This window comes from Streptomyces sp. C (genome assembly GCF_000158895.1).
Classification (GTDB): domain Bacteria; phylum Actinomycetota; class Actinomycetes; order Streptomycetales; family Streptomycetaceae; genus Streptomyces; species Streptomyces racemochromogenes.
The window spans coordinates 277,123-282,362 of the sequence record NZ_GG657750.1 but is presented as its reverse complement, the minus strand read 5'-3'; the positions used below and the strand labels follow the sequence as shown (position 1 = coordinate 282,362).

Here is a 5,240-nt window from a genome sequence, read left to right as displayed (position 1 = left end):
GCCACCGCCCCCTTCCGGGCCTGACCCGGATCCGGCCGCCGCGCCCGCGGTCCCGCGGGGCCGCCGGGCCGCTCACCCCCGCGGCCGCGGCGGCCGGACCAGGCGGCGGACGGACTCCACCACCGCCTCGCGGTGCCGGGCCAGCCGCGCCGCCGCCCAGGGCTCGCCCGGGCCGCCGGTCGCGGGTCCGCCCACCGCCCCGGTCCACGCCTGCGCCAGCCCCATGACCAGCGTGAGCACGTCCGCCGGATCGAGACCCGGGTCGACCAGCCCGGCATCCTGCGCCCGCTCCACCGCCGCGATCTTGCCCTGGTAGGACTCGGCCACCAGCTCGGTGCTCTCCGGCCGCTCCAGCTGCTTCCACTGCACCAGGCGCATCAGGTCGGGATGCGCCACGAAGTGGTCGAAGACCGCACCCGCGTACCCCGGCAGGTCCTCCGCGTCGAACGGCACGGACTCCGAGCCCGTCTCCAGGGCGCGCTGGAGCACGGCATCGAACAGCTGCTCCTTGTTGCCGTAGTAGACGTAGATGAGCCGCTTGTTCGCCCGGGCGGTCGCCGCGATGCGGTCGATCCGGGCGCCGGCGATGCCGTACGCCGCGAACTCGGAGAACGCCGCGTCGAGCAGGCGCGCCTTGGTTGCGCTGGAATCCCGTGCCATGCCGGGCAGCCTAGCAAGTAACTATCCGGTTATTGACATCCTCCGCACCCCCGGTGCAGACTCAAACTATCCAGTTAGTTACTTACCCCGCCCCCACCCCCCCGGAGGACACCATGGAGATCCGCGCACTCGGCGGCCAGGGCCTGGAAGTCGGCGCCGAAGGCCTCGGCCTCATGGGCATGAGCGCCCACTACGGAGCCACCGACGAGACCGAGTCCCTCGCCACCATCGACCGCGCCCTGGCCCTCGGCGTGACCCTGCTCGACACCGCCGAGGGCTACGGCCCCTTCCTCAACGAGCAACTCCTCGGCAAGGCCCTCCGCGGCCGCCGCGACGCCGCCGTCATCGCCACGAAGACCGGCGTCGAGTTCACCGACGAGGGGGCCTTCCGGGGCCACAACGGCACGCCCGAGTACATCCGCCGCTCCGCCGACCGCTCCCTGCGCCACCTGGGCACCGACCACATCGACCTGTACTACCTGCACCGCGTCGACCCGGCCGTGCCCGTCGAGGAGAGCGTCGGTGCCATGTCCGAGCTGGTCGCCGCCGGCAAGGTCGGCCACATCGGGATCTGCGAGGCCGCCGCGGGCACCATCGCCCGCGCCCACGCCGTGCACCCGCTGGCCGCCGTACAGACGGAGTACAGCCTCTTCGAGCGCGGCATCGAGCACGACGGCGTACGCGAGACCCTGCGCGAGCTCGGCATCGGCCTCGTCGCGTACTCCCCGCTCGGCCGCGGCTTCCTCTCCGGGGCCGTGACCAGCCCGGACGGCTTCGAGGCCGACGACTTCCGGCGTACGGACCCCCGCTTCCAGGGCGAGAACTTCGACCGCAACCTCGCCGTCGTCGACCGCGTCCGGGCCCTGGCCGCCGAGAAGGGGGTCACCCCCTCCCAGCTCGCGCTCGCCTGGACCCTGCGGATGGGCGCCGTCCCGATCCCCGGCACCAAGCGCCGCCGCTACCTGGAGGAGAACGTCGCCGCGACCGCCGTCACCCTCACCGACGCCGACCTGGCCTCCATCGACGCCGTCGCGCCCCACGGCGTGGTCTCGGGGGACCGGTACGCACCCGAACTCATGGCGTCGCTGAACGGCTGACCCCCTCCCGGCCCCGCCGGGCGGATCAGCGCAGGTCGAGGAAGCGGTACTCGTCCAGAACCGCGAAGCCCGTCCTGTCGTACAGGCCCATCGCGACCTCGTTCCCGCCGAAGACGTTGAACATCATCGCCTCGTCGCCGCCCTGCCGGGTGGCCCACTCGCCGACGGCCATCGCCGCCCGGCCGTAGCCCTTGCCGCGGTGCTCCTCGTGCACCTCCAGCGAGAAGCCGTAGGTGACGCCCGGCAGGAACCCGTGGTTCACCCAGCCGGTGCCGATCACCTCTCCCTCCGCCTCCATCGCGTAGAAGGCGTGCCCCGGGGTCTGGTACCCCTGCGGAAGGTACTGGGCGAAGTCCAGGTCGGACTTCTCCCTTGGCCTGCTCGGGGGTCACTGCCCCGGCCCGGACGATGTCGGCGATGTACGCGGCCTCCTCGGCGGCGTACCAGGCCGGGTACTCCTCCTCCGTGAGCCGGCGGACCGTCAGCCCCGACGGCAGCTGCGGCCGTCCGGACACGGCCCGCATCCGGTTCTGGCCCCGCACCGGGTAGTCGGCGAACGCTCCCGGCCCGCTCCCGCCGGTGAGGCGGACCTCCACCCGTTCGGCGCCGTGCTCGGCGCACCACCGCTCGGCCCACTCGCGCCCCCGCGCGACCGTGAGGTCGTGGATCCGGCCGACCACCGCACCGTTGTCCTCCGTCACCTCCACGGCTATCCACCCGGTGCCGTCCGTGGCCACCGTCCAGCCGTCGATCCCCTTCACGGCCCGCTCCAGCAGCGCCCGGGCCAGCGGCTCCGGGCATCCCGCCGCCCGGTACCCGGCCAGCACCCGCTCTTCGAACCCGCCACGCCACGCGCCTTGTTCGGCGACGATCGATCTCGCTCATCGGGCCACCATAGCCAGCACCGCCGACAGGCGGGGCCGACCGGATTTCGAACCGGCGTCCTCACGGTTTTTGGAGACCGCGCGCGTCGACCCCTGCGCTACGGGCCCCGCCCTGCCGGGCAGCCTACCCGCCGTGGACGATCTGGATCAGGTTGCCGCAGGTGTCGTCCAGGACCGCGGTGGTGACCGGGCCGGTCTCCGTCGGCTCCTGCGTGAAGCGCACCCCGAGCCCGCGCAGCCGGGCGAACTCCGCCTCCACGTCGTCCACGGCGAAGGAGGCGGCCGGGATGCCGTCCCTGACCAGCGCCTCCTTGTACGGCCGCACCGCGGGGTGGCCGTCGGGCTCCAGCAGCAGCTCGGTCCCGCCGGGGTCCTCCGGGGAGACCACGGTCAGCCACTTGTCCGCGCCCAGCGGCACCTCGTGCTTCTTCACGAAGCCCAGGACGTCCGTGTAGAAGCGCAGGGCCTTGTCCTGGTCGTCGACGAAGACGCTGGTCAGGTGGATCCTCATCGGGTGCTCTCCCTCATCTCGGGCTGCTGCTCGACGACGCTGGTGCCGCTGCCCTCCTGGGACTCCCACGTCCACGTCTCCTCCAGCCGGAGCCGCCCGTCGGGGAGTTCCGTGACGAGGGAGACGCAGTGCCCGGAGGCGGTCGAGCCGTCGTGGCGCAGCTGGACGTAGCGGAAGTCGACGGTGTCGTCCCTCCGCGTGCCGACCAGGTGTCCCCTGACCACGTCCCCGCCACGGTACTCGGCCCAGACCCGGCCGTCCTGCTCGTGATAGTCGAATCGGGTCTGCCGGCCGACCTGGCCCGGCGCCTGGTCGGCCACGGGGACGAAGACGAGGCCGTCGAGCGAACGCGCCACGGAGGCTCCTGAGGGGAAGGCGGCCGCGGGCACGGGCCGCGGCCGGTCGGATGTCCGGGCCACCCTAAGGGCTCCGGCCCGGCGGCCGATGGGAGCAGTGGGAGCTGCGGATCCGCCGGACCCGTGGTGGCATCGGTCCCATGAAGGATCCCTTCGGATGTGACGAGCCGGCGCTGCCGGCCCGGGCGGGCGCCATGGACCGGGCCGCCGCCCGCCGCGCGGTCGCCGCGCGCGCCACCGGGGCGGAGGACCTGGCGGCCCTGCTGGACATGATCGGCCTGTGGCCCGACGACGACCCGCCGCACGACCGGTGGCGGAGCCGGCCGGCCGCCGGTTGAGGGAAGGCCGGGCGCGGGTACGGTACTTCCGTGACGCGTGCGGGGCGACGCGCGGACCTCCCGGGGCCGCCGGTGGCGATCGTCCGCGCCTGCCTGCGCGACGGCGGGGGCGGCAGCCCCACCGCCGTCGTGGACGAGGTGGAGTTCGCGGGCGGGGCGCCGCCGGGTGACGACCGGCGCCGCCGTGTGCCGGCCCTAGGTGTGTTGTCCCGGGACGTTGGTGACACGCGTGCTGGGTTCTTGAAATGGGTGAGGGCCTCCGGGTTCGGTGTGGATTGCGACATCTGCACCGAGCTCAGGAGGCCCTCGTGGTCCACCGTAATGCCCCCCTGACCGAGACCGGACGACTGCGACTGGCCCGCTGTGTCGTGGACGACGGCTGGCCCGTACGCCGGGCCGCGGAACGTTTCCAGGTCAGCCACACCACCGCCGCCCGCTGGGCCCGCCGCTACCGACAGCTCGGCGTCGCCGGCATGAGTGACCGCTCCAGCCGGCCCCGCCACCAGCCCCGCAGGACCGCGGCCACCATCGAGAACCAGGTCCTGCGGCTGCGGCGCGAGCACCGGATCGGGCCGCTGCGGCTGGCCGCCCGCTGCGGCATCGCAGCCTCGACCGCCCACCGGATCCTGGTCCGGCACGGCCTGCCGCCCCTGGCGGCACTGGACCGGGCCACTGGTGAGCCCGTGCGCCGCTACGAACGCGCCCGCCCGGGCGAGCTCGTCCACATCGACGTCAAGAAGCTCGGACGGATCCCCGACGGCGGCGGCCACAGGGTCCTGGGCCGGGCGGCCGGCAGTCCGAACAAGGACCGCCGCAACGGCGCCGGATACGCCTACCTCCACACCGCCCTCGACGACCACACCCGCCTGGCATACACCGAAGACCTGCCCGACGAGACCGCCCCGACCTGCGCAGGCTTCCTGGCCCGGGCCACCGCATATTTCGCGTCCCTGGGCATCACCGTGGAACGCGTCCTGACCGACAACGCCTGGGCCTACACCAAGAACACCTGGCGCGACACCTGCCGTGACCTGGGCATCAGCCCGCGGTGGACCCGGCCCTGGCGGCCCCAGACCAACGGCAAGGTCGAACGCTTCCACCGCACCCTGCTCGAGGAATGGGCCTACCAGAGGCCCTACACCTCAGACCGTGAACGGATGGAAGCGTTCACCGACTGGCTGCACTGGTACAACTACCACCGACCCCACACCGGCATCGCAGGCCACACACCCGCCAGCCGCGTCACCAACCTCTCCGAACAGCACACCTAGGGCCTGTCGTCAAACTCCCGTCTGCCCCGCGACGCCTGGCACGCGCTCTCGCCGCACCGGGCGAAAGCCAAGTACGTCCAGTACGCGGGCTTCCGCCCGGCGCACCGAGAGCACGCACCAGAC

The 5,240-nt window shown here is 73.1% G+C and carries 8 protein-coding genes and 1 tRNA gene; 4 read left to right on the top strand and 5 right to left on the bottom strand.

Annotated features, from left to right (window positions below; translation table 11 throughout):
* Positions 1–72: 72 nt before the first annotated feature.
* Entirely contained in the window at positions 73–660 is a 588-nt protein-coding gene (locus SSNG_RS01520) for a TetR family transcriptional regulator (protein ID WP_007262015.1), read from the bottom strand.
* A 113-nt stretch (positions 661–773) separates the two neighbouring features.
* Between SSNG_RS01520 and SSNG_RS01515 the strand changes: the two genes are divergently transcribed.
* A complete protein-coding gene (locus SSNG_RS01515) occupies positions 774–1,757 on the top strand; it encodes an aldo/keto reductase (protein ID WP_007262014.1) in 984 nt (327 codons plus the stop codon).
* A 25-nt stretch (positions 1,758–1,782) separates the two neighbouring features.
* Here the strand turns inward: SSNG_RS01515 and SSNG_RS43345 are convergent, their stop codons facing one another.
* Positions 1,783–2,055, bottom strand: coding sequence for a GNAT family N-acetyltransferase (locus SSNG_RS43345; protein WP_007262013.1), 273 nt, complete (start codon positions 2,053–2,055; stop codon positions 1,783–1,785).
* Positions 2,056–2,174: 119 nt separating this feature from the next.
* On the opposite strand from SSNG_RS43345, the gene SSNG_RS44695 reads away from it, so the two are divergent.
* The gene (locus tag SSNG_RS44695; protein ID WP_277752131.1) at positions 2,175–2,306 is read left to right on the top strand and encodes a hypothetical protein; all 132 of its coding nucleotides are present in this window, start codon (positions 2,175–2,177) and stop codon (positions 2,304–2,306) included.
* A 366-nt stretch (positions 2,307–2,672) separates the two neighbouring features.
* On the opposite strand, the gene SSNG_RS01505 is transcribed toward SSNG_RS44695, so the two are convergent.
* From SSNG_RS01505 to SSNG_RS01495, 3 genes are all read right to left on the bottom strand, one after another.
* A tRNA-Trp gene (locus SSNG_RS01505) sits at positions 2,673–2,750 on the bottom strand.
* A 15-nt stretch (positions 2,751–2,765) separates the two neighbouring features.
* Entirely contained in the window at positions 2,766–3,152 is a 387-nt protein-coding gene (locus SSNG_RS01500) for a VOC family protein (RefSeq protein ID WP_007262012.1), read from the bottom strand.
* Positions 3,149–3,508, bottom strand: coding sequence for a hypothetical protein (locus SSNG_RS01495; protein ID WP_007262011.1), 360 nt, complete (start codon positions 3,506–3,508; stop codon positions 3,149–3,151). Before SSNG_RS01495 ends, SSNG_RS01500 begins: the two co-directional genes overlap by 4 nt.
* Before the next feature lie 140 nt (positions 3,509–3,648).
* On the opposite strand from SSNG_RS01495, the gene SSNG_RS01490 reads away from it, so the two are divergent.
* Positions 3,649–3,846 (top strand): hypothetical protein, encoded by a 198-nt coding sequence (locus tag SSNG_RS01490; RefSeq protein ID WP_007262010.1) that lies wholly within the window; start codon positions 3,649–3,651, stop codon positions 3,844–3,846.
* 308 nt (positions 3,847–4,154) lie between these two features.
* A complete protein-coding gene (locus SSNG_RS01480; protein WP_042800378.1) occupies positions 4,155–5,117 on the top strand; it encodes an IS481 family transposase in 963 nt (320 codons plus the stop codon).
* Positions 5,118–5,240 lie beyond the last annotated feature (123 nt).

Bases quoted from the DNA above. Each gene is read 5' to 3' on its own strand.
- SSNG_RS01520 (WP_007262015.1), bottom strand. From the start codon at position 660: ATGGCACGGGATTCCAGCGCAACCAAGGCGCGCCTGCTCGACGCGGCG.
- SSNG_RS01515 (WP_007262014.1), top strand. From the start codon at position 774: ATGGAGATCCGCGCACTCGGCGGCCAGGGCCTGGAAGTCGGCGCCGAA.
- SSNG_RS43345 (WP_007262013.1), bottom strand. From the start codon at position 2,055: ATGGAGGCGGAGGGAGAGGTGATCGGCACCGGCTGGGTGAACCACGGG.
- SSNG_RS44695 (WP_277752131.1), top strand. From the start codon at position 2,175: ATGTACGCGGCCTCCTCGGCGGCGTACCAGGCCGGGTACTCCTCCTCC.
- SSNG_RS01500 (WP_007262012.1), bottom strand. From the start codon at position 3,152: ATGAGGATCCACCTGACCAGCGTCTTCGTCGACGACCAGGACAAGGCC.
- SSNG_RS01490 (WP_007262010.1), top strand. From the start codon at position 3,649: ATGAAGGATCCCTTCGGATGTGACGAGCCGGCGCTGCCGGCCCGGGCG.